This window comes from Curtobacterium sp. PhB142, from assembly GCF_004341255.1.
Taxonomy (GTDB): Bacteria; Actinomycetota; Actinomycetes; order Actinomycetales; family Microbacteriaceae; genus Curtobacterium.
Genome location: NZ_SLUT01000004.1, coordinates 275,118 through 300,477, shown reverse-complemented (window position 1 = coordinate 300,477; position 25,360 = coordinate 275,118). Strand labels below are relative to the sequence as shown.

At 69.9% G+C, this 25,360-nt stretch carries 21 protein-coding genes, 1 tRNA gene and 1 riboswitch; of the genes, 12 read left to right on the top strand and 10 right to left on the bottom strand.

The genetic code is table 11. From position 1 onward, the window contains the following. Positions 1-3 precede the first annotated feature (3 nt). Together EDF31_RS10160 and EDF31_RS10155 are read right to left on the bottom strand one after the other, a co-directional pair. Positions 4-5,328 carry a DUF6531 domain-containing protein gene (locus tag EDF31_RS10160; RefSeq protein WP_131846034.1) on the bottom strand — a complete coding sequence of 1,775 codons (5,325 nt, stop codon included), beginning with the start codon at positions 5,326-5,328 and terminating at the stop codon, positions 4-6. Between the two features lie 106 nt (positions 5,329-5,434). Further along, complete coding sequence (locus EDF31_RS10155) at positions 5,435-5,716, bottom strand: hypothetical protein (RefSeq protein WP_027466625.1); 282 nt, start codon at positions 5,714-5,716, stop codon at positions 5,435-5,437. Positions 5,717-5,923: 207 nt separating this feature from the next. Here EDF31_RS10155 and EDF31_RS10150 point away from each other — a divergent pair, with 207 nt between their 5' ends. The 6 genes from EDF31_RS10150 to pstB all read left to right on the top strand — a co-directional run bounded on the left by EDF31_RS10150 (position 5,924) and on the right by pstB (position 13,391). After that, a complete protein-coding gene (locus EDF31_RS10150) occupies positions 5,924-8,089 on the top strand; it encodes an RNA degradosome polyphosphate kinase (protein ID WP_123311951.1) in 2,166 nt (721 codons plus the stop codon). Further along, complete coding sequence (locus EDF31_RS10145) at positions 8,086-9,033, top strand: NUDIX domain-containing protein (protein WP_131846033.1); 948 nt, start codon at positions 8,086-8,088, stop codon at positions 9,031-9,033. Before EDF31_RS10150 ends, EDF31_RS10145 begins: the two co-directional genes overlap by 4 nt. A 210-nt stretch (positions 9,034-9,243) precedes the next feature. Continuing rightward, a complete protein-coding gene (pstS, locus tag EDF31_RS10140; protein ID WP_123936877.1) occupies positions 9,244-10,347 on the top strand; it encodes a phosphate ABC transporter substrate-binding protein PstS in 1,104 nt (367 codons plus the stop codon). Positions 10,348-10,527: 180 nt separating this feature from the next. Further along, a complete protein-coding gene (gene pstC / locus EDF31_RS10135) occupies positions 10,528-11,478 on the top strand; it encodes a phosphate ABC transporter permease subunit PstC (protein ID WP_131846032.1) in 951 nt (316 codons plus the stop codon). A 13-nt stretch (positions 11,479-11,491) separates the two neighbouring features. Continuing rightward, the gene (gene pstA / locus EDF31_RS10130; RefSeq protein ID WP_111085282.1) at positions 11,492-12,577 is read left to right on the top strand and encodes a phosphate ABC transporter permease PstA; all 1,086 of its coding nucleotides are present in this window, start codon (positions 11,492-11,494) and stop codon (positions 12,575-12,577) included. Between the two features lie 34 nt (positions 12,578-12,611). Further along, positions 12,612-13,391 carry a phosphate ABC transporter ATP-binding protein PstB gene (gene pstB / locus EDF31_RS10125; protein WP_123293274.1) on the top strand — a complete coding sequence of 260 codons (780 nt, stop codon included), beginning with the start codon at positions 12,612-12,614 and terminating at the stop codon, positions 13,389-13,391. A gap of 175 nt (positions 13,392-13,566) precedes the next feature. Here the strand turns inward: pstB and EDF31_RS10120 are convergent, their stop codons facing one another. The 3 genes from EDF31_RS10120 to EDF31_RS10110 form a co-directional block, all read right to left on the bottom strand. Beyond that, entirely contained in the window at positions 13,567-14,436 is an 870-nt protein-coding gene (locus EDF31_RS10120; RefSeq protein WP_131846031.1) for an anti-sigma factor, read from the bottom strand. Continuing rightward, on the bottom strand, positions 14,433-15,032 hold the full coding sequence (sigK, locus tag EDF31_RS10115) for an ECF RNA polymerase sigma factor SigK (protein ID WP_123340923.1): 600 nt from the start codon (positions 15,030-15,032) through the stop codon (positions 14,433-14,435). Before sigK ends, EDF31_RS10120 begins: the two co-directional genes overlap by 4 nt. A gap of 679 nt (positions 15,033-15,711) precedes the next feature. Then, the gene (locus tag EDF31_RS10110) at positions 15,712-16,341 is read right to left on the bottom strand and encodes a DNA-directed RNA polymerase subunit beta (protein WP_131846030.1); all 630 of its coding nucleotides are present in this window, start codon (positions 16,339-16,341) and stop codon (positions 15,712-15,714) included. Positions 16,342-16,467: 126 nt separating this feature from the next. On the opposite strand from EDF31_RS10110, the gene EDF31_RS19945 reads away from it, so the two are divergent. From EDF31_RS19945 to EDF31_RS10095, 4 genes are all read left to right on the top strand, one after another. After that, positions 16,468-16,629, top strand: coding sequence for a DUF2207 domain-containing protein (locus tag EDF31_RS19945; protein ID WP_146249745.1), 162 nt, complete (start codon positions 16,468-16,470; stop codon positions 16,627-16,629). A 53-nt stretch (positions 16,630-16,682) separates the two neighbouring features. Further along, positions 16,683-16,755 (top strand) — tRNA-Lys (locus tag EDF31_RS10105). Between the two features lie 52 nt (positions 16,756-16,807). Further along, entirely contained in the window at positions 16,808-17,557 is a 750-nt protein-coding gene (locus EDF31_RS10100; RefSeq protein ID WP_165901385.1) for an SGNH/GDSL hydrolase family protein, read from the top strand. Positions 17,558-17,727: 170 nt separating this feature from the next. Beyond that, positions 17,728-18,048, top strand: coding sequence for a hypothetical protein (locus tag EDF31_RS10095; protein ID WP_123293269.1), 321 nt, complete (start codon positions 17,728-17,730; stop codon positions 18,046-18,048). 74 nt (positions 18,049-18,122) lie between these two features. On the opposite strand, the gene EDF31_RS10090 is transcribed toward EDF31_RS10095, so the two are convergent. Together EDF31_RS10090 and EDF31_RS10085 are read right to left on the bottom strand one after the other, a co-directional pair. After that, positions 18,123-19,055, bottom strand: a complete 933-nt coding sequence (locus EDF31_RS10090) for an aldose 1-epimerase family protein (RefSeq protein WP_131846028.1) — start codon at positions 19,053-19,055, stop codon at positions 18,123-18,125. After that, entirely contained in the window at positions 19,052-19,897 is an 846-nt protein-coding gene (locus tag EDF31_RS10085; protein ID WP_207896166.1) for a DeoR/GlpR family DNA-binding transcription regulator, read from the bottom strand. The genes EDF31_RS10090 and EDF31_RS10085 overlap by 4 nt, the downstream gene beginning before the upstream one ends. A 64-nt stretch (positions 19,898-19,961) precedes the next feature. On the opposite strand from EDF31_RS10085, the gene galT reads away from it, so the two are divergent. Then, entirely contained in the window at positions 19,962-21,059 is a 1,098-nt protein-coding gene (galT, locus tag EDF31_RS10080; RefSeq protein ID WP_123340927.1) for a galactose-1-phosphate uridylyltransferase, read from the top strand. Beyond that, the gene (gene galK, locus EDF31_RS10075) at positions 21,056-22,192 is read left to right on the top strand and encodes a galactokinase (RefSeq protein WP_131846027.1); all 1,137 of its coding nucleotides are present in this window, start codon (positions 21,056-21,058) and stop codon (positions 22,190-22,192) included. The genes galT and galK overlap by 4 nt, the downstream gene beginning before the upstream one ends. A 105-nt stretch (positions 22,193-22,297) precedes the next feature. On the opposite strand, the gene EDF31_RS10070 is transcribed toward galK, so the two are convergent. The 3 genes from EDF31_RS10070 to glyA form a co-directional block, all read right to left on the bottom strand. After that, complete coding sequence (locus EDF31_RS10070; RefSeq protein WP_131846026.1) at positions 22,298-22,801, bottom strand: hypothetical protein; 504 nt, start codon at positions 22,799-22,801, stop codon at positions 22,298-22,300. A gap of 173 nt (positions 22,802-22,974) precedes the next feature. Further along, complete coding sequence (locus EDF31_RS10065) at positions 22,975-23,907, bottom strand: tetrahydrofolate dehydrogenase/cyclohydrolase catalytic domain-containing protein (protein WP_243649964.1); 933 nt, start codon at positions 23,905-23,907, stop codon at positions 22,975-22,977. Next, entirely contained in the window at positions 23,904-25,193 is a 1,290-nt protein-coding gene (glyA, locus tag EDF31_RS10060; protein ID WP_123937599.1) for a serine hydroxymethyltransferase, read from the bottom strand. The genes EDF31_RS10065 and glyA overlap by 4 nt, the downstream gene beginning before the upstream one ends. 68 nt (positions 25,194-25,261) lie before the next feature. Further along, positions 25,262-25,347, bottom strand: a riboswitch (ZMP/ZTP riboswitch). Positions 25,348-25,360 lie beyond the last annotated feature (13 nt).

The following is a 25,360-nucleotide window of genomic DNA, read 5'->3' as shown; positions in this document are numbered from 1 at the left end:
CTCTCAATGTCCGGGCCAACGTGGCCCCTTCGCCCCGGAGATGAGTCCGCCCAGAGCATCCGGGAGCAGATCCGCCCCCCGGTCACCGTTGGGTCGCACGATCTCGTTGGCCACGGACTGTCCCGCTCCGACAACATGATTGACAGCGAGGTCTGCGCCCTCGTTGACCAGTCCGGCAGCTCGAGACACGACGCCATCATTATTCACCAGAGGCAGCCGAAGGTCACCGGCGAGCTTGCCAGCAAAGACGCTGCCGCCCGCGCCAGTAGCGAAGCCGCTGCCGAACGCTTGCGCGTATCCACCGATGTTCTGGTCCTCGCCGTTGATCCGGTAGTCGAGCACGTTCGAAGTCGCTTGCTGCAACCCTCCTGAAGCCGCTCGTTGACCCGTAGTGCCTACTGCAGCACGAACTGCGTTCCGAACGCCCGTGTTACCGATGCCCTGAATCGCCGGGAGGGCTGCCCTGGTCGCCTGAGTTCCGTACTTGGCGATGGCCCCGGCGGCACCGCCTCCGACCAAACCCGCCGCTCCGCCGATCGCCATCTGGCGCCCCACGTCTCCCCAGTTCACTTTTCCGCTGTCGGGACCTTGCTGAATGATCGAGATCCCGCCGGCCATGAGCGCACCCGACCCGGCTGCGGCCAACGCCATCACTGCGATGTTCACTCCGGGAACGAACATGAGGGCCACAGCCCCGACGATCATCGCGGTCGCCGCGATCGCTTCTTTGTGGTCGGCGATCCACTTGCCGGCGCCAGCGATCGCACCCTGGTTCGCATCCCGGTACGCCTGCAGGTCCTTGTCCGTCGCCGGCCGCAACCCGAGCGGGTCGACGGCCTGCAACGGGTCGTTGCCAGCGTACGAGTAGGGGTTCCCCGACCACGCCGCACCCAGGATCGGCGCGAGCGGATCGACCGACAGGAAGCCCCGCGCCGCCGGGTCGTACACACGGGCGCCGAGCCACTCCAGCCCCGCGACGGACACCCCGCCGGAACCGGTCAGTGCCACCCCCGCGGGCAGTCCGACGTCGGTGACGGCAGCGAGCGCGGCCCACGGATCCGCAGCATCGGTGGGGCGCGCGCTGCGCCACGCGGGCTGCGTCACGACATCGCCGATCGCGGTGACACCCCCCGGCAGGTCGAGCAGCAACGTGTCGGCGATGCTGATGAGCGACGGAACGACCGCGGCGGAGTCCCACCACGCCGCGACCCCGCCCACCTCGGCGAGCTCACCCAGGGCATCGACCCAGACGTCGAGCCGGCCGGTCTCAGCGTACGAGGCGTCACGGTCGACCACCGACGCGAGGAAACCGAGGTCGGACCACGCGTACTCGGTGGTCGACCCGTCGGCGGCGGTCCGCCGGACTCGTCGGCCGAGACCGTCGTGGACGTACTCGGTCCGGCCATCCTCGGTGATCGTCGCGATGATCTGTCCGGTGGCGTCGTACTCGTGGCGCGTCTCGACACCGCCGACGGTCTCGGCGACGAGTCGCCCACGGTCGTCGTAGGTCCACGTCGAGTCCCCGGCGCGGACGAGCTGGCCGGCAGGGTCGTACTCGTACGACACCACTCCGGACGGTCCGTCGATCGCGGTGATCCGCGCGTCGGCATCGCGCTCGATGCGCGTGGTGGTGGCAGCGTGGAGCGTCGTCGAGGTGTGCGCGACGAGTGCGCCGCCCTCGTACGACCACGACTGCACCAGTTCGCCCGTGGCCGCCTGGACGATCCGACCCGAGGCGTCGTAGGAGAACGTGCCGGCAGGGGCGCCGTCCCGTTCCACCCCGACGACGCGGCCGACGGCATCGCGGCGGTAGGTGGTGCGGGTGCCGTTCGGGTCGACCCGAGCCGTGCGGTTGCCGTCGGCGTCGTACTCCCACGCGACGGACCGGTCGCCTCGGGCACGGCGGACGAGCAGGCCACGGCGGTCGCGCTGGAGCTCGTGCTCGATCGTCCGACCGGCACCACGGGTGTGGTCCGACACGACGACCGTGCGGTGGACGGCGTCGCGGGAGATCTCCGACTGCACCGCACCGTCGACGAGCACGGCCCGCTGTCGGCCGGCCGCGTCGTACGTCCACTCGGTCGTTCGTCCCTCGGCATCCGTTTGCCGGACTTGACGGCCGGCGGCGTCGTAGGCCGCGGTGGTCGTCCGGCCGAGCGGGTCGGTGACCGCGACCACACGGTCGGCGGCGTCGTACTCGCGTCGAGTGGTCCCGCCGGCAGGGTCGGTGATCGTCACCAGGCGCCCGCGCTCGTCGTACTCGAACGAGGTGACCCCGTCGAGACCGTTGACGACCTGGATCAGCTGGCCCGCGGGGTCGTAGCGGAACCGACGACGGCCGAAGCGTGCGTCGTGGCTGGAGACGAGCCTCCCGGCCTGGTCGTAGCGGAACCGCGCGGTGCCGGAACCCGGAGTCGTCTGCGTGACCACGCGCCCGACGGCGTCGTACGTGATCTCCTCGACCTCGTCGGTGGGCAGGGTCCGGGCCACGACACGGGAGTCCGCGTCGTAGGTGAGCGTCGTCCGCGCCCCCGCGGCGTCGGTGGCTGCGGCGGGACGCCCGCAGGCGTCGTACTCGTACGTGGAGCGCGCGCCCGAGGGGGCGACCAACGCGACGACGCGACCGGCGAGGTCGCGCTCGAGTCGGGTCAGTCCGCCTTCGCCGTCGACGAGTTCGACGGGGCGACCGGCGGCGTCGTAGGTGATGAGTTCGGAACCGGTCTCGTCAGACGTGGACTCGACGGGTCGGCCGTACTCGTCGAACCGGACGGTCGCCGCGTCGAAGGCGTCACGCAGGGTCGCGACGCCGGTCGCGACGTCGTCCGAGAACTCCTGGCGGACCCCCGTCGGGTCGATGGTCGCCGTCAGCTCGCCGACGACGTCGTACTCACGACGCCAGGTCGCGCCGGCGGGGTCGGTGACGGCCTGGAGGCGCGACAACGCGTCGTGCGCGAACGTCCAGACCGCGCCGCCCGGCAATGCGAGCTCCGCCAGGTTCCCCTGGTCGTCGAACGTCCGCAAGACACGCCGACCCAGCGGGTCGATGGTCGTCGCGAGTTCACCGTTCGGGGCGTAGTCGAACGTGGTGCGTGCTCCGAGTGGGTCCACGACCGCTGCGATGCGTGAGCCGGCGCCGTACTCGAAGCGCCAGACGGCCCCGTCGGCGTCACGCCGTTCGACGAGGAGCCCCGCTGCGTCGTAGCGGTACTCGCTCCGGGCGCCGGACGGGCTGACGGCGGCGACCGGGCGACCGGCGGCGTCGCGCTCGATCCGAGCGGTGGCGCCGACGGCGTTCGTGGTCGCGACGAGCTCGCCGAACGCGTCGTGGTCGAAGGTCAGGACCACGCCGGTCGGGTCGACGACGTGGGTGAGCGCGCCGTCTCGCCAGGTCAGCTCCGTCCGGCCGCCGACCGGGTCGGTGATCACCGACGGGTCGCGGTCGTCGCCCACGTACTCGTAGGTGACGACGGCGCCGGCCTCGGTGACGACGGTCGTGACGCGGTCCTGCTCGTCGTACCCGTAGGTCAGGTCACCGCCGGACGGCGTGACGGTGCGGGTCTTCCTGCCGCGGTCGTCGTACGCGTGCACGGTGACGGACCCGTCGCGCTCGGTCGCCGACACCAGGTTGCCGTGGCGGTCGTAGCTCATCGACTGGCGGCGGTCGTCGGAGTCGATGACCCCGACGAGACGCCCCTTGGCGTCGGCGATGTAGGAGTTCGACCTGGATCCGTCGTGGTCGGACACCACCGTGACACGACCGGGCAGGTAGGCGAAGCGCACGGTGCGGCCGTGCGGGCTGACCTGCTCGACGACGCGGCGCTGGTCGTCGTAGGTGTTGTCGACCTCGACGACACCGGCCGCGCTCGTGACCGTGGTGATCAGGTCGTCGTCGTTCCAGCCGTAGATCCGGTTGCCGACGGCATCGGTCGCCGAGACGAGTCGGCCGCGATCGTCGTACCCGTACTCGACCCGGCGGCCGTCGGAGGCGCGGAGCACCGCCACCCGGCCGTCGACGTGGTCGACGTCGATCGAGCGACCGCGCTCGTGCACCAGGCGCACGACGACGTCGGCGGCGTCCCGCTCGACGCGGACCGCGGTGCCGGCCCCACCACGCTGTCCGAGCCACAGCCCGGACGGTGAGAAGTCGATGCGCCCGCCCTGGTTGTCGCGGACGACGAGCCGGTCGCCCTCGGCCGCGAGCCAGCGGTTCTCGCCGACGCCGCGGGCCCACCCCTCGCCGTCGCGCGGGAAGCGCACCTGGCGACCGTCGGCGCCGACGAACGACGCGCCTTCGTCGTCGATGAGCAGCCGGGTCTCGAGGATCGACGCCCATCCCGGACCGAAGAGTCCGACGTGTTGGTCGAGGGAGTTGTACATGCGGGTGACCTGCAGCGCTGCAGATGCACCGGTGAACCCGAGGTCGAGCTCGGGTTCGAGGAAGTTGCCCGTCGTGGTGTTGACCGGGTCCATCGAGAAGCCGGTGGTCGGCTGGGCCCCGTAGGCGGATGGTGGATCGAACTGCAGGTCGGTGCGGGACTGCGAGACCCCCGCGGCAGCCAGGGCTGCGGCGAGCGCGGCATCCGAGACCGTGGAGACGGCGCTTTCACCGCCGGCAGCAGCGAACGCGTCGGCGATGGTGTTCGCCCACGTGACGTCCTGGCCGTTGGCGGTGATCCACTGCTCGAAGGCGTTCACCAGGCTCGTCGCGTCGATGTGCCCCCAGGAGCACTTCGACGCGAAGTCGGTGAGCTTGCCGCGCAGACCGGCCGGCTTGCCGTCGAGGGATTGGTTCAGCGTCGACGACCCGGTGGCGAACGAGCGGAGGTCGGCGGGCTTCGCGGACGACGTCCCGCCCCCACCCCCGCCGCCCGAGCCAGGGTTCGGTGTCTGGCGCGGAGTGCTCGGTCCGGTCGCCTGGTCGAAGGTCGGCGCGTCCTCGTGGTGGACGGTGGGCGGCACGGGGGCCCCGGCGACCTTGTCGTGCACCCACTCGAAGAAGTTCCGGTCGCCGTACTCCGCTTCCCAGTCGCGGGCTTCCTTGCGACGAGCGTTCTCCCGCTCGGCGGCGGCCTTCATCTTGTCGACCCACCCCGCGACGGTGCGGAGGTTCGCGGCGATCGTCGAACCGTCGGACGCTGCCGTCGACGCGTTCTGCGCGAAGAGCTCGGAGAAGTGCCCGCGGAACTCTTGCGACGCGGTGGTGACGTAGGACTGCCGTGAGCCGGCCTGTCCCTCGATCGACTCGGCCGCGCCGTTCAGTGCCGTGCTGAGTGCGTCGGCCGTGGCGTTGTCGAACTCGACCGGATCGTTGCCGTGCAGGTCAGCCATGGTTCATCCCCCGAAGTCGTACTGGTCGTGCTGGTCACGCGGCCCCACCGACCGCGAACGCCCGGACCGCCGCGAGCGCGACGGTCCGGGCGGAACGAGTGGCTGCTTACGCGCCGCCACCCGCGGTGAAGATGTCCTGCGAGATCTTGTCGAGCTGCGTGCGGAGCTGCTCGAGCTCGGTCTTCGCCTTGTCGAGGGCGGCCTTGGTCTCCGGCCAGGTCGACCCACGGAACGTCGCCGCGAGCGGGCCGTCCCAGACGTTCGAGTCGGACAGGATCCGGCCCTGGGCGTCGAGCTGCGAGATCTGGTCGGTGAACCCACCGTTGATGATCGACTGGACCTGACGGATGGCGGTCTTGGCCTGCTCGGTCGAAAGGACACGCGACATGATGAACCTCTTTCATTCGTAGCTGCACCCCCGCGCAGTGGAATCCCCCCGGAGGCTCTGACGGGACCCACCATACCCACAAACCGGCGCAGATGTCACCGTTCGTATATCGTGACCGTTCCTTCACAAACGGTCCGTTCACCGCGGGTTTCCACAGCGTCCACCAGAGCCCCTCCGGCCGTGGTGCCCTGGTGGCAGGATGTGGACATGGACACCGAACCGCAGCTCGACGGCGAATCCGTCGCACCCGACCTCGACGACTTCGACGAGGTCGTCGAGATCGAGCACGAGTCGCTGCCGTCGGACCGCTACTTCGACCGTGAGCTCAGCTGGTTGCGCTTCAACCAGCGGGTGCTCGAACTGGGCGAGGACCGCACGCAGCCCCTGCTCGAGCGTGCGAACTTCCTGGCGATCTTCGCGTCGAACCTCGACGAGTTCTTCATGGTCCGGGTCGCCGGCCTGAAGCGCCGCATCGACACCGGCATCGCCGTCCCGACCAACGTCGGCCGCGCACCGAGCGACGTCCTGCGCGACATCGCGAAGAAGGCCCACGAGCTGCAGGACCGCCACGCCCAGGCGTTCATCGGCTCGCTCAAGCCCGACCTCGACGCCGCCGGCATCCACATCGAGCACTGGTCCGACCTGGACGAGGCCGACCGGCTTCGGATGCGCGAGTACTTCAACGAGCAGATCTTCCCGGTCCTCATGCCCCTGGCGGTCGACCCGGCGCACCCGTTCCCCTACATCTCCGGGCTCTCGCTCAACCTGGCGGTCCGGGTCCGCAACCCGAAGTCGCAGCGGCAGGAGTTCGCGCGCCTGAAGGTGCCGCAGAACTTCTCCCGCTTCATCAAGCTGCCGGACGACAACTCCGGGCGGATGCGGTTCATCCCCCTCGAAGACCTCATCGCGAACCACCTCGACGACCTGTTCCCGGGGATGGAGGTGCTCGAGCACCACGTGTTCCGGGTCACCCGCAACGAGGACGTCGAGATCGAGGAGGACGAGGCCGAGAACCTCATCCAGGCCCTCGAGCGCGAACTGCTGCGTCGCCGGTTCGGTCCGCCCATCCGCCTCGAGATCACCGAGGACATGGACCCGGTGACCCTCGACCTGCTCGTGCGCGAGCTCGACATCACCGAGCAGGAGGTCTTCCGGCTGCCGTCGCCGCTCGACCTCGGCGGCCTGTTCGAGATCTCGAAGATCAACCGTCCGGACCTGCACTACCCGAAGCACGTGCCGACGACCCCGGTGCAGTTCCAGCCGGGCGAACCGAACACGAAGCCCGACCTGTTCCGCGCCATCAAGGCGAACGACGTCCTCGTGCACCACCCGTACGAGTCCTTCGCGACGAGCGTGCAGGCGTTCCTCGAGCAGGCCGCGGCCGACCCGCACGTGCTCGCCATCAAGCAGACGCTGTACCGCACCTCCGGTGACAGCCCCATCGTCGAGGCCCTGATCGACGCCGCCGCCGCGGGCAAGCAGGTCCTGGCGCTCGTCGAGATCAAGGCGCGCTTCGACGAGCAGAACAACATCACGTGGGCCCGCAAGCTCGAGAAGGCCGGCGTGCACGTCGTCTACGGCCTGGTCGGGCTGAAGACGCACTCGAAGCTCGTGCTCGTCATCCGGCAGGAGGGCGGCACGCTCAAGCACTACAGCCACATCGGCACGGGCAACTACAACCCGAAGACCTCGCGCATCTACGAGGACATGGGCCTGTTCACCGCGGACGACACCGTGGGCAAGGACCTGACGCGCCTGTTCAACGAGCTGTCCGGCTACGCGATCGAGAAGAAGTTCAAGCGGCTGCTCGTCGCACCGCTGCACCTGCGCAAGGGGCTGCTCAAGCGCATTCAGACCGAGGCGGACAACGCCCGCGCCGGCAAGCCGTCCGGCATCCGGATCAAGGTCAACTCGATGGTCGACGAGCAGATCATCGACGCCCTCTACCTGGCAAGCCAGGCCGGTGTGCCGGTCGACATCTGGGTGCGCGGCATCTGCTCGCTCAAGCCGGGGATGGAAGGGGTGAGCGACACCATCCGGGTGCGGAGCATCGTCGGCCGGTACCTCGAGCACTCCCGCGCGTTCGCGTTCCACAACGAGGGCGACCCGGCCGTGTTCATCGGCAGCGCCGACATGATGCACCGCAACCTCGACCGCCGGGTCGAAGCCCTCGTGCGGTTGACCGCGCCGGACCACATCAACGAGGTGCTCGAGATGTTCGACCTGGCGATGGCCGACACCGCGAGCTCGTGGCACCTCGAGTCCGACGGCGAGTGGACGCGGCACTCGACCGACGATGACGGTCGTCCGCTCGAAGACGTGCAGAATGTGACCATGCGGAAGATCTCGGCTCGGAAGCGCTCCACTCGGTGAGCGGCGGTCCCTCGGGCCCCGTCCTCGCCGCCGGCGCAGTCGTCTGGCGCGAACAGGACGGCACGCCCCTCGTGCTGCTCATCCACCGCGACCACCACAAGGACGTCTCCCTGCCCAAGGGCAAGGTCGATCCGGGTGAGGCCGTCCCGACGACCGCCGTGCGCGAGATCGACGAGGAGACCGGGTACCGCGTGCACCTCGGCGCTCCGCTCGGCACCGCCGAGTACGTGCTGCCGAACGGCCGCGACAAGGTCGTGCACTACTGGGCCGCCCGCGTCTCGTCGAAGGAGTACGCCCGGGCGGGTGACTTCACCCCGAACCACGAGGTCGCCGCCCTCGAGTGGGTCACGATCGACGACGCCCGCAACCGCCTGACGTACGAGCGCGACGTGGCGATCCTCGACCGGTTCGACGAGCGCGCCGCCGCGGGCCACCACCGCACGTTCGCCCTGATCGCGCTGCGGCACGCGAAGACCGTGCCCGGCTCCGACTGGAACGGCCCGGACGCCACCCGTCCGCTCCTGCCCGTCGGCCGCTCGCAGGCCAAGGCCGCGGCGTCGCCGGTCGCCGCGTTCGGTCCGAAGAAGATCGTGAGCAGCACGGCAGCACGGTGCCTCGCCACCGTCGAACCGCTGTCCGCCACCACGAAGCTCGGCGTCTCGAGCACCCCCGACATCAGCCAGGACGCCCACGACCGCGGCGCCGCCGACGTCAAGGGCATCGTCCGCCGCCGGCTCGACAAGGGCAAGACCGCGGTGCTCTGCTCGCACGGGCCGGTGCTGCCGGACATCATCGCCCGGATCGCCACCGCGACCGCCGACGACTCCGGCCGGTTCGACCTCCGCCGCGCCGCGATGCTCTCGGTCGGCGACTTCTCGGTGATGCACATCGCCGGCGAGACCCTCGTCGCCGTCGAGACGCACCGCAACACGATCCCGGCGTAGCGACCGGACGCCCTGCACCCGGCCACGGGCCGGGCGTCCGCCGCGCCCGGAACGCGATCCGCGCCTCCCGGTCGGTACAACCCCTCGTTCACCTTCCGTTCACCAACGCGCGTGATCCCCGTCACCTCGCGTCCCTACAGTCGCTCCCGGGTCGGCACCGGCCCAGGGACCGCAGTGGTCCCACTGCACCCCATCCCCGAAGGGACCCCTGTGAACATCAAGCGAATCGGTTCGATCGCAGCAATCGCGATCGCCGGCGCAGTCGTGCTCTCCTCCTGCGCGGCGAACGAGGACGCGGGCAGCACCGAGTCCTCCTCGAGCAACACCGGCTCCTCGAGCCTCACCGGAACCCTGACCGGCTCCGGTTCGTCCGCCCAGCAGACCGCGCAGGCCACCTGGGCCGCCGGTTTCCAGGACGTCGCCAAGGGCGTCACGGTGAACTACTCGCCCGACGGCTCGGGCGCCGGCCGCAAGAACTTCATCTCGGGCGCCGCGGACTTCGCCGGCTCCGACGCAGCACTGAACGACGAGGAACTCTCGGGCTCCTTCGACCTGTGCAAGGCCGACACCAAGGCCATCGACATCCCGGTCTACATCTCCCCGATCGCGATCGCCTACAAGGTCGACGGCGTCAGCGACCTGACCCTCGACGCGAAGACCATCGCGGGCATCTTCTCGGGCAAGATCACCAAGTGGAACGACTCGCAGATCGCCGACCTGAACGACGGCGTCGACCTGCCGGACGCGAACATCACGGTCGTGCACCGCTCCGACGACTCGGGCACCACGCAGAACTTCTCGGAGTACGTCTCCGCGAACGCCGGCGACGTCTGGACCGAAGAGCCGAGCCAGACCTTCCCGTACTCGGTCGGTGACAGCGCGAAGGGCACCTCCGGTGTCGCCTCCGCCATGGGCAGCGCCTCCAACGCGATCACCTACATCGACGACTCCGGCGCGGGTGACCTCGACAAGGCGAAGCTGATGGTCGGCGACAAGGCCACCGAGATCTCGGCCGACGGCGCCGCGCAGGTCGTCGCCGACTCGAAGGTCGCCACCGGCCGCGAGGACAACGACCTCGCGATCGACATCGACCGCAAGGACACCGCTGACGGTGCCTGGCCGCTCGTCCTCGTCTCCTACGCCATCGCGTGCCAGGAGTACAAGGACTCGGACAAGGCCGACCTGGTCAAGGGCTTCCTGAACTACGTCGTCACCGGCGACGCCCAGGACGCCGCGGCGAAGGAGGCCAAGTCGGCCGCCCTGTCGTCCGACCTGGCTGAGAAGGCCGCTGCCGCGGTCGACTCCATCAAGTAAGACCCCCAAGCGCCCGGACGCCGGTCCCACCCACCTGACCGGCGTCCGGGCCCTTGCTCGTCGCGACGCGAGCAGCCCGGCTGAACCGCCAGCGCCCGTCCGACCAGCGCCCCGCTCCACGCTCCACGCTCCACCACCCGAACCCGTCGCCTCCCCCGGCGTTCCTCCGACAGGAGTCCCATGACGACCGCACCGGCCCAGCCAGGGGCCACCGTCACCCCGACCAAGCCGAAGGCCGTCGTCCGCGTCGGTGACCGGGTGTTCTCCGCAGCTTCGGTGATCGCCGGCGGCCTCATCCTCTTCGTGCTCGTGCTCGTCGCCGCGTTCCTCGTCTGGCAGAGCATCCCGGCGTTCGCCGCCAAGGTCGGCGACCTGCCGAACAACGCCACGAACTTCTGGGACTACGTGGGCCCCCTGGTGTTCGGCACCGTCTGGTCCGCGCTCATCGCGCTCGTGATCGCGGTCCCGCTCGCCCTCGGCATCGCCCTGTTCATCTCGCACTACGCACCGCGACGCCTCGCGCCGGTGCTCGGCTACGTCATCGACCTGCTCGCCGCGGTCCCGTCGGTCGTCTACGGCCTCTGGGGCATCGTGGTGCTGGCGCCGTTCGTGAAGCCGTTCTACGGCTTCCTGAACGAGCACCTCGGCTGGTTCCCGCTCTTCTCCGGCCAGGTGTCCGGCACCGGCCGCACCATCCTGACCGCGTCGATCGTCCTCGCCGTGATGGCGATCCCGATCATGACGGCCGTCATGCGCGAGATCTTCCTGCAGGCGCCCACGCTCAACGAGGAAGCCGCCCTGGCCCTCGGTGCGACGCGCTGGGAGATGATCCGCCTGTCCGTGCTGCCGTTCGCGAAGTCCGGCATCGTCTCCGCGATCATGCTCGGGCTCGGACGTGCCCTGGGCGAGACGATGGCGATCGCCCTGGTGCTGTCGGTCTCGACGAACGTCACCTTCCAGATGCTGACCTCGCAGAACCCCTCGACGATCGCCGCGAACATCGCGCTGCAGTTCGCCGAGGCATCGGGGACCGCCCTGAACGCCCTGATCGCGACGGGCCTGATCCTGTTCGTCATCACCCTGGTCATCAACATGCTCGCGCGGTACATCGTCCGCACGCGGGTCAGCTGAGAGGTCGCACCCGATGTCCCTCGCGCTCCGTCAGACCGGCACCGCCGGCAACGTCTACGCCAACGGCAAGCTGCACCGCTCGGTGCCGTGGCTGCTGCTGGTCGGCAGCTGGGTCGCCCTGGTGGCCGTGTTCGCCCTGCTCAACGCCGGCGGTGCGGTCAAGGACTTCAACGTCGTCGCCGCCCTGTTCCTCGGCACCGTCCTGTTCGACGTCCTGATCGTGGTCGTCTCGCGCATCGTCGAGGGCGGTCGTCAGGCCGTCAACCGACTGGTCACGTCGCTCGTCATCACCGCCTTCGTCATCGCGGTCCTGCCGCTGGTGTCGCTGCTCTGGACCGTGATTGCCGACGGCCTGGCCCGCTTCGACGCGAACTTCTTCTCGTACTCGATGCGCGGCGTGATCTCCGAGGGCGGCGGCGCGATCCACGCGTTGGTCGGCACGCTCGAGATCACCCTGTTCGCGGCGCTCATCTCGGTGCCGATCGGGCTGCTCACCTCGATCTACCTGGTCGAGTACGGCCGCGGTGCACTGGCGAAGGGCATCACGTTTTTCGTCGACGTCATGACGGGCATCCCCTCGATCGTCGCCGGTCTGTTCGCGTACTCGCTGTTCGCGCTGTTCCTCGGCCCTGGTGCCCGCTTCGGCTTGGTCGGCTCCGTCGCCCTGTCGGTGCTGATGATCCCGATCGTCGTGCGCTCCACCGAAGAGGTGCTGAAGATCGTGCCGATGGAGCTCCGCGAAGCGTCCTACGCCCTCGGGGTGCCGAAGTACCTCACGATCCTCAAGGTCGTCCTCCCCACGTCGCTCGCCGGCATCACCACCGGCGTCATGCTCTCCATCGCCCGCGTCATCGGCGAGACGGCTCCGCTGCTCGTCACCGCCGGGTTCACCGCGAGCATGAACTACGACCTGTTCAAGGACCCGATGATGACCCTGCCGGTGTACGCGTACACGCAGTACTCGCAGCAGGGCGCCAACCCGCAGCCGTTCGTCGACCGCGCCTGGACCGCCGCGCTGGTGCTCATCCTCATCGTGATGGCGCTCAACCTGCTCGCCCGGTTCGTCACCCGACTCTTCGCCCCCAAGCTCTCGCGCTAGCGAACCCACTTCCCCACCCACCAGAAGGATCAACGTGTCCAAGCGCATCGAGGTCGACGGCCTCAACGTCTACTACTCGAAGTTCAAGGCGGTCGAGGGTGTCGACATCACCATCGAGCCCCGCACCGTCACCGCCTTCATCGGCCCGTCCGGCTGCGGCAAGTCCACCTTCCTCCGCACCCTGAACCGCATGCACGAGGTCATCCCCGGCGCATGGGTCGAGGGCTCGGTCAAGATCGACGGCGACGACCTGTACGGCCCCGGGGTCGACCCGGTGCTCGTGCGTCGCCAGGTCGGCATGGTCTTCCAGCGTCCGAACCCGTTCCCGACGATGTCCATCAAGGACAACGTGCTCGCGGGCGTGAAGCTCAACAACAAGCGCGTCTCGAAGTCCGAGGCCGACGACATCGTCGAGCGCTCCCTGCAGGGCGCGAACCTGTGGAACGAGGTCAAGGACCGCCTCGACAAGCCCGGCATGGGCCTGTCCGGTGGGCAGCAGCAGCGTCTCTGCATCGCCCGTGCCATCGCGGTGCAGCCCGACGTGCTGCTGATGGACGAGCCCTGCTCGGCGCTCGACCCGATCTCCACCCTTGCCATCGAGGACCTGATCGGCGAGCTCAAGAAGGAGTTCACGATCGTCATCGTCACGCACAACATGCAGCAGGCCTCGCGCGTCAGCGACAAGACGGCGTTCTTCAACATCGCCGGCACCGGTGCGCCGGGCAAGCTCATCGAGTTCGACGACACCGCCACGATGTTCTCGAACCCGTCCGTCCAGGCCACCGAGGACTACGTCTCGGGTCGCTTCGGTTGATCGCTGTCCGTCCGTCGGCCTGACGGACGACCGGGAGGCCCGGTGCACGTCCGCCACGGACGCGCACCGGGCCTTCGTGGTTGCGCTGGGCGCGGGGGGCCGTGCCGACGCAGAACGACACCCTCGATGTCGTGCGACGTCGAGGGTGTCGTTCGGGGTCGGCCTTCCGGGAGGGTCAGGCCGAGGTGGTCGGGACCGCCATGATCGGCGTCGTGGTCGGCTGCTCCGAACCACCGGCCGGCTCGACCGTCATGCCGATCGTCGCGCCGTCGGACATCGAGCCCTTCAGCACGGCCGAGTGCACGCCGTCCGCGACACCGTCGACCAGGCCGGCCGACTTGATCGTGCCGCCCTCGTTCTGGGAGCCGATGTACCAGAGCTCGTACGTCTTGCCCTTCGGCGCCTGGGCGACACCGTCGAGGATCACCGCGGACTTGCCGAGGTCGCTCGACCACACGACCGTGGCCGTGCCGCCGCCCTCGACCTTGGTGGTGCTGCGCTGGAAGTCCGACGCGGCGTAGATGCGGTCGAGGCCGCTCGATGCCTGCGTGGTGCCGGTGCCCGGTCCGGAGCCGTTCGGGTCGAAGACCGATCCGAACCCGAGTCCCCCGAAGAAGACCGCGGCGACGGCAGCGGCGGCCGTCAGCATCACTGCCGGACGCTGGAACCAGCGGCGGCGAGCCTCGGAGGTCGCCCGGCCACCGGTGGTGGAGCCGTCGGCGATCGAGGCGACGTGCCTGGCGGGCTCGGGACGGGCCTCCTGGACGGAGGTCGTGTCGACGGCAGGAGCCGTGTCGGCCAGTGGTGCAGCCTGCGGGGTCGTCGCGATCTGGGCCAGCAGCGACGCGCGGAGCGACGTCGGCGGCTCGATCGGAGCGGCGGCGAAGGCCAGCTGCAGCGCAGTCTCGCGCAGCGAGTCGGCCTCGGCCTGGAGTTCGGGCGACGTCGTGAGGACGTCCTCGAGGAGCATGCGCTCATCGTCGGACAGCGCGTCGAGTGCGTAGGAACCCGTCAGCAGGGCGGGGTCGTCGTGTCGTTCGGTCATGAGGTCACCCCCATTTCGTCTCGGAGTCGGATCATCCCGTCACGGAGACGGGTCTTGACGGTGCCGATGGGGACACCGAGTTGCTCGGCCATCTCGCTGTGCGAGAAGCCTCCGTAGTACGCGAGCTGCACGGCCTGGCGCTGGAACTCGGTCAGCTTGGCAAGGGCCCGGCCGACACGTTCGTGTTCGATGCGGATCTCGACCGACTCGGAGACCTGGTCGAAACCGGACTCGAGGTCGCGGATACCGATCTTCGTGTCCCGGTCGTGCGAGGCCTGCGACGCCCGGACCCGGTCCACCGCTCGGCGGTGCGCCATGGTCAGGACCCAGCTGGACGCGGTCCCGCGCTTCCGGTCGAACCGGGTGGCTTGTTGCCAGACTTCGAGGAACACCTCTTGCGTGACCTCTTCGGACTGGGCGCGGTCCCGGAGGAGCCGCGTCACGAGTCCGAGGACCCGGCCGGAGAGGGCGTCGTAGAGGTCCGCGAAGGCGGCTTGGTCACCGGAGGCAACCCGCGCCAGAAGGTCGTCCGGCGATGCCTGGGCTGGCTCTGACGAGCTCCAGCGTTCGGTGTCGCTATCCACGAGGGCAAGCATTGCAGGTTTCCCTCCTCTCGGGTGCTTCGGCGACCGGTTGTGGCCGTTCTGTCAGGGGTGCTGCGTGATGTGGTGGTGCTGGTGGTGCTGTGCTGCGGTGATGCGGTGGTGCTGGTGGTGCTGTGCTGCGGTGGTGCTGTGCTGCGGTCGCGCCCCGGGGAGGACGAAGCCGCCGCGTCGTGCGGTCGAGACGAGAGGCCAGCGTGACCCACAGGGAATTGACCGGCGGATACCGGTCCGGGTCACGCCGGGCCTCTCGCGTTCGTGACGGTCATCAAGTCCGTCACGCTGATGATTCGGCGCGGTGCCCGTGGTGGATTGGATCGGATGCCGAGAAGTTGTCGGGACGCCGCGTCCGGGCCGTCTGCCGGGCACGCCCGGGTCCGGATCTGTCCACCGAGAGTGAACAGGGCAGCGGACTCAGCCGACGCGTCGTAGAGTTGGTGTCGCCGGGCCGCAGCAAGCCCCGGGCTCCAAAATTCGCCGCTTCGAGCGGCCTCGCGCCGAGAGGCGCTTCTGCGGCCCGGTTTTTCTCTGCCGTCTTGCGTCGTCCGGTCTCGCTTCGTCTCGTCTCGCTTCGTGAGCAGAAATGGTCGCTTGCATCGTTGCGACCCGACATCTTCTGCTCACCATGCGCAGTCGGCCGGGAGGCCCGGTGCGGGTCCGGCGCGTTCCCTCGCTAGTCCAGGCTCTCGCGACGCCAGAGCGCCGCCGCCTCGGTCAGGTCGGCCGCCAGCTCCGTGAGACGGAGCGCCCGCCGCGTCAGCTCGCTCGCGCGGCCGGTCGCGGTGAGGTCGGACTCGTCCGCCACCGCAGTCGCACCGGCCGCCGTCAGCCGGCAGAACGCCGCCCCACGGTCGAGCGCCACGGCGAAGTCGCCCGTGTACAGCCCGTGCAGGATGCGGTCCGCCAGGGTGAGGATCTCGGCAGGGCCCGTCGGCTGCTCCGCCCCCGCGACGGCCTGGTCGATCGTGCCGATGCGCTCGGTGCCGCGCTGGAAGAAGTAAGCGATCTCCTCCGGGTTCTGCCGGATCACGGTGCGGACGAGGTACACCCGCCACAGGGCACCCGGCAGGGTGTGCGCACCCACCCGTGCCCAGAGTTCGGCGATCGCGTCGATGCCGTGCACGTCGGTGTAGGTCACGAGTCGCTCCACCACCGCGGGGTCCGGGTCCTGACGCACCCGGTGCAGCAGCGCGTTCGCGGTCTCGTGCGCGACACGGTTCACGACGGCGGGGTCCTCGCCGCCCTGGATCGCGGCGAACTCGGCATCGGTGAAGTGGACAGGACGGTGGTGATCGCGAGGCACCGCGTCAGTGTAGGCACGGCCGGTGACACGCCCGCCCTCCGTTCGCCCAGAACGCAACGGCAGCGCCGCGGGTACGGTGTCTCGTCGGGAGGCGCTCCTCCCGAACGTGAAGGAGAGGACTCCCCCATGAACCCGTTGCTCATCATCCTGGCCGTCATCGCGGTCATCCTGCTGTTCGTCGGTGGCTTCACCGCGAGCCTCAAGTTCCTGCTGTGGGTCGGCATCGTGCTGCTCATCGTGGCCGTCGTCCTGTGGCTGCTGCGGACGCTCACCGGGCGTCGCGGCTGACCCTCGACGCCAGGTTCTTCCCAGAGGCCCTCACCCGCTAGCCTTGCGGGTGAGGGCCTCTAGCTCAGTTGGTAGAGCACCGGACTTTTAATCCGAGGGTCGTGGGTTCGAGCCCCACGGGGCCCACACACCCTTCCCTTCGGCGGCCGTCCGGACTGCGTTGTCTAAGATGTGGCGGATGGCACGACGACTCCTCCCCGGCATCGCGCTCGGAGCTATGGCTCTCGGCGTGAGCGGGCTGCTCGTCATCCTCCCGACCGTGTCGAGTGCCTGCCAGCCCGTCACGACGTCGTCGAGCGTCTCGTCCGCCGAGGTCTCCGACGCGATCGCCCCCGGCTCGCACGTGTTGATCGTCGGCGACTCGTACACCTCCGGCCGCGGCTCGACCAGCGGCATCGACGGGTGGGCGCAGGACCTCGCGGCCGACCGGGACTGGAAGGCCACGATCGACGGCTACCCGGGGACGGGCTACGTCGACACCGGCCGCACCGGATCCTCGCACTACACGTTCGGCCCCCGCCTCGAACGGCACGCCGCGACCGTCGATCCCGAACTCGTCATCGTGCAGGGCAGCCAGAACGACTGGCTCGTCGACGCGTCGGTCCTGCAGGCCCGCGTCGAGAAGACCCTCCGCGACGCCGAACAGACCTGGCCGGACGCCGTCATCGTCGCGCTCGGACCGTCGGCGCCGCTGCCGTGGGCGAAGTCGACCGTCGGGGTCGCCGCCTCGGTCTCCGCGGGGGCGGCAGCAGCGGGCGTGCCGTACATCGACGCGCTCGCCGGGCAGTGGTTCACCGCGGCGAACAGCCCGGGCTACGCGGCGATCGACGGCGGACACCTCAACGACGCCGGCTACCAGTACCTGGCGGACCGGGTCTCGGACTCCCTCGACGCGCTCGCTGTCTCCGACGACGAACGCTGCGCCTGACCTCGGGTTCGGGTTCGGGGTACAAGTCGTCCCCAGCTGGCTCATGGCAGATCCCCTGCCCACAACAGCCTGCGCACAGCCGACTGTTGGGCTGCCGCCGATAGTGTCGTTCCCGGATCCGATCACCGGATCCTGCAGCACCGCACCACCACGAACGAACGGGGTACACCGTGACCGAGCCCATCGAAGCCACGCAGACCAGCAGCACCGGGGACGCGCGCCGCATCGTCGAGCTCGCCGCAGCGACCAACACGACGATGAGCAACGAGCTCCTGCTCGACACGCTCCGTCGCAACGCGCAGGTCACGACCCGGCACATCCGCAAGGACTTCATCGAGGTCGCGACGGCCACCGCGGTGCTCGGCTACGTGTGCCGACAGCGCAAGGACTTCATCGCCCTGCGCGGGGACGACCCGGCCTGGGCGCACGAGGTCGGGCGCTACGCCAGCGAATCACTCGCGGTCGAGGCACTCCGCATGCGCCGCGGCTGACCAGCAGCTCCCCGCCACGAACACAGAAGGCCCCGCCGGACATCCGACGGGGCCTTCTCAGTGCACGACGACGATCAGGACCAGACGCGGCGGATGCCCCAGGTGCCCGTCCAGGTCTCGTCGGGCTCGAGCCACCGCAGGCCCTCGCCGGAGTTCAGGGCGTTGGCCGGAGCGGTCATCGGCTCGACCGCCACGGCCAGACCCTTCCCGTCGCCGCGGGGGTACTCCCGTGAGGTGAACACCTGCACGTACGGGAACGACGCGTCCTGCCAGAGCTGCACGCCGTCACCCTCGGGGCCGTGCAGCGTCGTGTGACGGACCCCGTCGGCATCCGGGGTGATGTCGGAGTACGCGGTGTCGAGACCCGCGTCACCGGCACGCAGTCCCCGGCGCAGGTCGAACGGCGTGCCCTCCACCGACACGGACCCGTTCGGCACCTTCTGCTCGTCGACGGTGAAGGCGGTGGCGGCGTCGAGCGTGACGACGAGGTCGTCGGCCGGGGTGTCGCCGGCGCGCAGGTACGGGTGCGCCCCCACGGCGAAGGGTGCGCGGGCTCCGGAACGGTTCGTGATCTCGTGCGTCACCCGGATGCCGTCGTCGACGAGCTCGTGGTGCACGCGGGTCTCGAGGGTGAACGGCCAGCCGTGCTGCGGGTGGATCGTGGCTTCCTGCACGATGCCCGTCTCGGTCTGCGACACCACGCGGTACGGCGCGAAGCGGAGCAGGCCGTGCGACGCGTTGCCGTACTTCGGCTCCGAGATGTCCAACTGCTGCCGCTTGCCGTCGAGTTCCCAGACCCCGCCGGCGACGCGGTTCGGCCACGGTACGAGCACGATGCCGTTTGCGCCGGGCGGCTGCTCGGTGACGGGGAACGGCTCGGTCAGGTCGAAGCCGGCGACGCGGAGTTCTCGGATGCCGGCGGCGACCTCGGTCACGACGGCCTCGACGACGCCGTCCGGTCCGGCGTGGTGCAGGCGGTACTGGCCACCGGTGGGTGCTGCGGTCATGGGGTGTGGTTCCTTCCGGCTGTGTCCTCGCCGTCCGCGACGACGACCTCGACGCCGGCCGCCCGGATCGTGGCGACCGCGTCGGCTTCGGCCTCGGCGGTGACGACGACGTCGATGTCCTCGAGCGCGCGGACGACCCCGATGTGGGCCCGGCCGAACTTCGACCCGTCCGCGACGACGACGGTACGCCGAGCCGTGGCCGCGAGCACCCGCTTCGCCTCGGTCTCGGGCAGGTTGACGTTGGTCAGACCGTGCGCGACGTCCACACCGGTGCCACCGAGGAACACGATGTCGGCCGCGATCACCGGCAACAGGGTGTTGTTGAACGGTGCGACGAGCGAGTGCTGGAGGGGTCGGAGGGTGCCGCCGGTGACGATCACGGTGAACCGCGGCACCGCGCGCTCGAGGGCCAGGGCGGTGGTCAGCGAGTTCGTGACGACGGTGAGGTCGGACAGCTCCGTGCGGGCGACGAGCGCCTCGGCGACCGCTGCCGGGGTGGTGCCGACGTCGAGCACGACGCACTCGCCGGAGCGCACGAGCGCCGCGGCCGCACGGCCGATGGCGGCCTTGGCCACCTGGTGCTCGACGGCGGTCTCCTCGAAGGGGCGCTCGGTGGACCCGGCCCCGAGGCGGACCGCTCCGCCGTGCACCCGGCGGATCCGGGCCTCCTGGTCGAGGACCGCGAGGTCCTGCCGGACCGTCACCTCACTCGTGCCGAGCGACGCGGCCAGCGCGGCGGTCCGGACCATGCCGGGCGCGCCCTCGACGATGGAGACGATGCGGTCCTGCCGCAGCGGCGCGGGCAGCGATCCGGCCAGGAAGGAGAGGTCGTCGTCGGTCACGGCTCTAGTTTCGCTTGCTTCCGAAGTCTTTCGCAACGCTTCGGATCGGCGCTAGGCTGTTCCGGTGATCACCAAGCGCGTGACGAAGCTCGCGGACGGCCGCGACCTGTTCTACTTCGACGATGCGGACAGCACCCTGCCCGCTGAGCGTGCCATCGACGAGCGTGCGCTCGACCCTCGGCCCGAGACCGCGCGGATGCGCCAGGACGTCCTGACCGGCGAGTGGGTCTCCATCGCCGCGAGCCGGCAGAACCGTGCGTTCCTGCCGCCGGCCGACCAGGACCCGCTCGCGCCGCAGACACCGCAGAACCCGTCCGAGATCCCGAGCACCTACGACGTCGCCGTGTTCGAGAACCGGTCACCGTCGTTCGGTCCGCTGCTCGAGGCCGATGACGCTCCGTCCTCGCTCCAGTCCTTGTCCGACGTCGGCCTGAACCGGCAGCTCCGCAGCGTCGGCCGGTGCGAGGTCGTGTGCTTCTCGCCCGCGACCGAGGGGTCCTTCGCGTCGATCTCCGAGTCGCGTGCCCGCACCGTGGTCGAGGCCTGGGCGGACCGCACCGCCGCGCTCTCCGCCATGCCCGGCATCCAGCAGGTGTTCCCGTTCGAGAACCGCGGCGAAGCGATCGGCGTCACGCTGCACCACCCGCACGGGCAGATCTACTCGTACCCGTACGTCACGCCCCGCACGCAGCGGCTGCTCGACTCCATCGAGCGCTTCGGACCGGACCTGTTCGAACAGCACCTGGCGAACGAGCGGGCCTCGGACCGGGTCGTCCTGCAGGGCGAGCACTTCACGGCCTTCGTGCCGTTCGCCGCACGCTGGCCCATCGAGATCCACATGCTGCCGCACCGCCACGTCCCCGACTTCGCCGGCCTGACCGAGGCCGAGAAGGACGAACTGGCCCACATGCACCTGCGCCTGACGCGGGGCATCGACGAGCTCTACGGCGACCCGACCCCGTACATCGCCGCGTGGCACCAGGCACCGGTGCACGTCGGGCGGGACACCGTGCGGCTCATGCTGCAGATCACGTCGCCGCGTCGGGCGGCGGACAAGTTGAAGTTCCTGGCCGGCAGCGAAGCCGCCATGGGCGCCTGGATCGGGGACCTCGTGCCCGAGAAGGCAGCCGAGTTCATCCGACAGGGAATCGAGCGAGCATGACGTTCCAGCAGGTCTACGGGTACGAGCCGGCGGTGCGGTACTCCGCCCCCGGCCGGGTCAACCTGATCGGTGAGCACACCGACTACAACGACGGGTACGTCCTGCCGTTCGCGATCGACCGGCGCACCACCGCGTCGATCGCCCCGCGGCCGGACCGTCTGCTGCGCGTCTCGTCCGCGTTCGACGCCGACACGGTGCTCGAACTGTCGCTCGACGACCTCGACCCGTCGAACATGACCGGCTGGTCGGCGTACGTCTTCGGCATCGCCTGGGCACTCCGCGAGCAGGCCGGCGCAGACCTGTCGGACAAGACCGGGTTCGACGTCTTCATCGAGTCCGACGTCCCCGTCGGGGCCGGCCTGTCGTCCAGCGCCGCGATCGAGTGCGGCGTCGCGCTCGCCTTCAACGACCTGTGGGAGCTCGGGCTCGACCGCAAGGCCCTCGCCCGCGTGGGGCAGTACTCCGAGAACCACGCCGTCGGCGCACCGACGGGCATCATGGACCAGTCCGCGTCACTGCTCGGCGAGCAGGACGCCGTCGTGTTCCTGGACTGCCGCACGCTCGACACCGCCGTGGTCGACCTGGCGCTCGAGGCCAACGGGCTCGAGGTCCTGGTCATCGACACCCGGGTCGAGCACGCCCACGCCACCGGTGGGTACGCAGCTCGTCGGGCCTCGTGCGAGAAGGGTGCGCAGGTGCTCGGTGTCGAGGCCCTGCGTGACCTGAGCGTCGATGACCTGCCCCGTGCGCAGGAGCTGCTCGACGACGAGACCTTGCGCCGCGTGCGCCACGTCGTGACCGAGGACCAACGAGTCCTCGACACCGTCCGGACGCTGCGCGAACAGGGCCCGCGGGCGATCGGTTCGCTGCTCGTCGCGTCGCACGAGTCGATGCGCGACGACTTCGAGATCTCCGTGCCGGAGCTCGACCTGGCCGTCGCGACCGCGGTCGAGCACGGTGCGGTCGGTGCGCGGATGACCGGCGGTGGGTTCGGTGGTGCGGCGATCGCGTTGGTCGACCGGGGATCGCGTGGTGCGATCACCGAGGCCGTCACCGCCGCCTTCGCAGCCGCCGGGTACCGCGAGCCGAACGTCTTCACGGTGCACGCCGCGCAGGGCGCCCGCCGCGACTGAGCCTGACCGGCGGAGTTTCGCGCTCACCGACACGTCACGCGGCGCACGGCCCGTGAGGTGTCGCTGACCGCGAAACTTCGGCGCAATCCAGCGCGAGGCCGTGCGTCAGCGGGTCATGTGACCCGTGGTGACGGTGACGCCGCCCCACGGGAACCCGTGCGGGTGCAGCACCTCGTGCTGGAGCTGGTCCATCACGACGTGGCCCTGCCACACCGTGTAGACCAGCACGCCGACGACGATGCACACCGGGACCGCCAGGTACGCCGAGTACCGCACGATGTCGCCGAGGGTGCGGTGCCCGGAGCGCGCGAGCGTCGGCGGCAGGACGATCCCGACGACGACCACGAGCAGCAGCAGTGCGAGTGCGGCCGGTGCGACGTGCGCTTCGACCTGCACCGTGATGGGCGCGGTCTCGAGGACCTTGCCGCCGTTGTCGATCCAGTTGTCGTCGGCGTCGACCCCGCCGTAGCCCGTCGACGTGCTCCAGAGCACCAGGTTCGGGGACAGCACCAGTGCGACGATCCCGACGAGTACGAGTCCCCACGCACGCGGACGCAGCTTCCTGCCGGTGGCCGCCATCACGGGCGCGGTCTGGACGTTCTCCCCCATGCGGCGACCGTAGCACTGGGGGCGGCTCCGCACCCGTCCCCCGAACGCGCGGGGCGGGGGCGAGCCGTGCCTCCTGGCCGCATCTGGTGAGCAGAAATGGTCGAGTCCCACGACGGGACCCGACCATTTCTGCTCACGATGCCAACGCGCGCCAGCGGCACCGACCGCCGCACCTACTTCAAGTGGCGCTCCGCAGCCTCGACCACGTTCTTCATGAGCATCGCGCGGGTCATCGGGCCGACGCCGCCGGGCACCGGCGACATGAACCCAGCGACGGACGCGACGGCGGGGTCGACGTCGCCGTGCAGCTTGGCCTTCCCCGTCTCGTCGTTCACCACGCGGGTGATGCCGACGTCGATCACGGCCGCACCGGGCTGGATCCAGTCCGGCTTGACGAGCCCGGCGACCCCGGCCGCCGCGATGACGATGTCGGCGCGACGGCACTCCGCGGCGACGTCCGCCGTCAGGGAGTGGGTCAGGGTGGCGGTGGCCTCGAGGCGGGTGAGCAGCAGACCGAGCGGCCGGCCGACCGTCAGGCCCTGCCCGATGATCGTGACGTGCGCGCCCCGGATCGGGATGTCGTACGCCTCGAGCATCGCGACGATGCCCCGCGGGGTGCAGGGCAGGGGCGCGTCGATGGTGCCGGCACCACTGGGCACGGCGAGCACGAGCTCACCGAGGTTCGTCGGGTGCAGGCCGTCGGCGTCCTTCGACGGGTCCATCAGCTCGAGCATCGGCGTCGGGTCGATGCCCTCCGGCAGCGGCAGCTGCACGATGAACGCGGTGACCCGGGGGTCGTCGTTCATCTGCAGGATCGCGGCTCGGATGTCTGCGGCGGATGCCGTCGCCGGCAGGTCGATGCGGTGCGAGTCGAGCCCGATCTGCGCCGAGTCGCGGTGCTTGCCCGCGACGTAGGACAGGGAACCGGGGTTCTCCCCGACCAGGATCGTGCCGAGCCCCGGACGGATGCCGTGCTCGTGCAGCCGGTCGATGCGGACCCGCAGTTCGTCGAGGGTCCGGGCAGCGAGGGCGGTGCCGTCGATGCGGACGGCAGTGCCCTCCCCCGCCCATCGCTCGACGGGCAGGGGGCTCAGGGCGTCGCTCACGCGTAGAGGGGGAACGCGTCGGTCAGGGTCTTCACCCGGGCCGAGAGCGCTGCGATGTCCGGGTTCGGCATGAGGGTCAGCGCGATGATGTCCGCGACCTCGGTGAACTCGGCGTCGCCGAAGCCACGCGTGGCGAGCGCCGACGTGCCGATGCGGACACCCGAGGTGACCATCGGCGGACGCGGGTCGAACGGCACGGAGTTGCGGTTCACGGTGATGCCGACCTCGTGCAGCAGGTCTTCGGCCTGCTTGCCGTCGACCTCGGAGGTGCGCAGGTCGACGAGCACCAGGTGCACGTCGGTGCCACCGGTGAGGACGTCGACGCCGGCCGCGCGGGCGTCCGGCTGCGTGAGCCGATCCGCGAGCAAGCGGGCACCGCGGATGGTGCGCTCCTGGCGGGCCTTGAACTCGGGGGTGCCGGCGAGCAGGAACGCGGTGGCCTTGGCGGCGATGACGTGCATGAGCGGGCCGCCCTGCTGGCCCGGGAAGACCGCGGAGTTCAGCTTCTTGAACAGGGTCTCGTCGTTGGACAGGATGATGCCCGAGCGGGGGCCGCCGAGGGTCTTGTGCACGGTCGACGAGACGACGTGGGCGTGCGGGACCGGGGACGGGTGCAGACCGGCGGCGACGAGGCCGGCGAAGTGCGCCATGTCGACCCAGAGCTTCGCGCCGACCTCGTCCGCGATCTCACGGAACTTCGCGAAGTCGAGCTGGCGCGGGTAGGCGGACCAGCCAGCGATGAGGACCTTCGGCTGGTGCTCGATGGCCTTGGCGCGGATGTCGTCGTAGTCGACCTCGAACGTCTCGGGGTCGACGCCGTAGGCGACGGCGTTGTAGATGCGGCCGGAGAAGTTGAGCTTCATGCCGTGGGTCAGGTGCCCGCCGTGCGCGAGCTCGAGGCCGAGGATCGTGTCGCCAGCCGAGGCGATGGCGTGCAGGACGGCCGCGTTCGCGGTCGCACCGGAGTGCGGCTGGACGTTGGCGTAGGCAGCACCGAAGAGCGCCTTGGCACGGTCGATGGCGAGCTGCTCGGCGACGTCGACGTACTCGCAGCCGCCGTAGTAGCGCTTGCCGGGGTAGCCCTCGGCGTACTTGTTGGTGAGGACGGAGCCCTGGGACTCGAGCACGGCGCGCGGCACGAAGTTCTCGGACGCGATCATCTCGAGGGTGTCGCGCTGACGGCCGAGCTCCTGCTGCAGGACGGCGGCGATCTCGGGGTCGACCTCGGTGAGCGGGGCGTTGAAGGCTGCGCGGTCGGTGTCGACGGAGCCGTCGACGGCGGGCAGATCGGTGATGGACACGGTTCTCCTACGTGGGTTGGCGACGACCGGTGGGTCGCGCACGGACGATCGGTCGGTGCAGCCCAGGCGTACGGCCGCGCACCGTGTCAGGTGTCGCTCCCCGATGGTGACCCATCCAACGCCAGTCGCGACGTGACGATCGTACCGAGCCG